This is a genomic window from Paraburkholderia sp. SIMBA_030, from assembly GCF_046535245.1.
Classification (GTDB): domain Bacteria; phylum Pseudomonadota; class Gammaproteobacteria; order Burkholderiales; family Burkholderiaceae; genus Paraburkholderia.
Genome location: NZ_JAWRXB010001718.1, coordinates 1 through 233 on the forward strand (window position 1 = coordinate 1; position 233 = coordinate 233).

At 63.5% G+C, this 233-nt stretch carries 1 protein-coding gene; it reads left to right on the forward strand.

From position 1 onward, the window contains the following. A partial coding sequence (locus SB772_RS45885) for a DUF2345 domain-containing protein (RefSeq protein ID WP_410839260.1) occupies window positions 1-233 on the forward strand: 233 nt, incomplete at both ends.

Sequence of the window (233 nt, forward strand, 5' to 3'; positions counted from 1 at the left end):
CGGGCAGCGCAAACGCGTTTTCGCAGCCCGTGATGCTCATGGCGAGCCCTGCGGGCATTGCGTTGTCGACCCAGCAATCCACGCACATCGCCGCCGATCATCAGATTAGCCTCGCGAGCGGACAGAGCACGCACGTGGCGACCGGCAAATCGCTGATCGCCAGCGCGCGCGAGAAACTCAGTCTGTTTGCGCAGAACGCGGGCATGAAACTGTTCGCGGGCCAGGGCAAAGTG